Source organism: Mesorhizobium sp. M2A.F.Ca.ET.039.01.1.1, from assembly GCF_003998035.1.
Lineage (GTDB): Bacteria > Pseudomonadota > Alphaproteobacteria > Rhizobiales > Rhizobiaceae > Mesorhizobium.
In genome coordinates this window covers 1-1,430 of sequence record NZ_RZRY01001126.1, presented here as the reverse complement: position 1 = coordinate 1,430, position 1,430 = coordinate 1, and the positions used below count along the sequence as shown (strand labels likewise).

Sequence of the window (1,430 nt, the reverse complement as noted above, 5' to 3'; positions counted from 1 at the left end):
CCAGGCTCGCCAGTAAATTGAAGCCAAGGCCGCCGTCGCCGAACTCTGCAATGCCACGGGCCACCACCGCTTCGAGCGGCGGCACAAAACGCGCGTCAGCAACGCCGGCGTGCGCGAGCAACTCCCAAATCGCGAGCAGCGTAATCGGTAAGGCAAGCGGTCGCAGATGTCGGCCGATAAAGCGGAAGGGCGGCGGGGCGATAGGAACGCCGTGCGACAGCCGCTCCAGACCCATAATCGTGATCAGGCTCATCGTGGGGTCTCCGGACGCCAGCGTTGCAGATGGTTTTCGGCAAGCGTGAGCAGGCCATGGATCACCAATCCTATGAGGCCGACGACGATCATGGCCGAAAGAACGAGTTCCAATTGAAAGAGCTGACGGCCATAGGCCATCAGGTATCCGAGTCCTTCGAACGATGCGATGAGCTCTACCGCAACCAGGGTCTGCCAGCCGTTGGCAAGGCCTTCGCGCAGCCCTGTGAAAATTGACGGCACGGCGGAAGGCAGCACGATCATCGTGAGTTTCGACCATCGACTGAACGAAAGGACGCGGCCAAGCTCCACATAGGCTTCCGGAACGTCGCGCACGCCTTGGCAGGTGTTCAGTACGACTGGAATGAAGGCTGACCAGCCGATGACGATGATCTTCAGGCCTTCGTCGATCCCGACTATCAGGATGATGATCGGCATCCAGCCGAGGGTCGGGACCTGGCTGAGGGCCAGGAACAGCGGATCGACGAAGTCGCGAAGGGTCTTTGACAGGCCAACCGCGGTGCCGAACACCAGGCCCGCCAGCGCGCCCGCAGCAAATCCCTCCGCAACGCGCGCAAGGCTGGTGACCGTGCTGGAAAGCAGCGAGCCGTCCTGGATGCCATCCAACAAAGTGTCGAACACGACCCAGGGCGGCGGCAGGATCTGCTCCGGCAACTGGCCTAGGAGAGCTGCCACCGTCCAAGCGGTCAAAAGGCCCAGCGGCACCACCAGGCCAAGACCCAAGACGCCGGCAGCCGGGAGCATGCGGCGCCGATTGGGAGCAAAACCGGCGATGCTGTTCCCATCGCCAGTCTGGGCCGCGGGGTGGCCGCCGCTCATCTTAGTTGCTCGCCGCTTTGGTGTGTTCGACTTCGCCCTCGGTCGCTTTCTGGCCTTTCGCGTCGAAGGTGGACCAGTAGTTCTCGAGCTTCAGGTCCACCAGGGCCTGCTTGAGGTACTTGGTCTCGAACCAGCTGTCGATGTCGACGTCCTTCTTGATCAGGCCGTAGGCTTTGGCGCGCGCGGCCTGATCTTTGTAGCGCGCGATAATGAAGTCATCGACGACAGGCGACAGGCGGTGGGCCAGGCGCTCGTCTTTGAAATCGGCCTCGAAGCTTTCGACCGGCAGGCCTGCTTTCGACCAGAGCTCGAAGACTGCCTGGCGATTAGCCTCATCC

At 62.1% G+C, this 1,430-nt stretch carries 1 protein-coding gene and 2 pseudogenes; all 3 read right to left on the bottom strand.

Going from position 1 to position 1,430, the window contains the following annotated elements:
- A pseudogene (locus tag EOA24_RS37855) lies at positions 1-253 on the bottom strand (hypothetical protein); the annotation flags it as partial.
- Positions 250-927: an ABC transporter permease gene (locus tag EOA24_RS37850; protein WP_245501959.1), complete on the bottom strand. Its 678-nt coding sequence runs from the start codon at positions 925-927 to the stop codon at positions 250-252. The gene EOA24_RS37850 and the pseudogene EOA24_RS37855, both read right to left, overlap by 4 nt.
- 166 nt (positions 928-1,093) lie before the next feature.
- Positions 1,094-1,430: pseudogene (locus EOA24_RS42165) on the bottom strand (hypothetical protein); the annotation flags it as partial.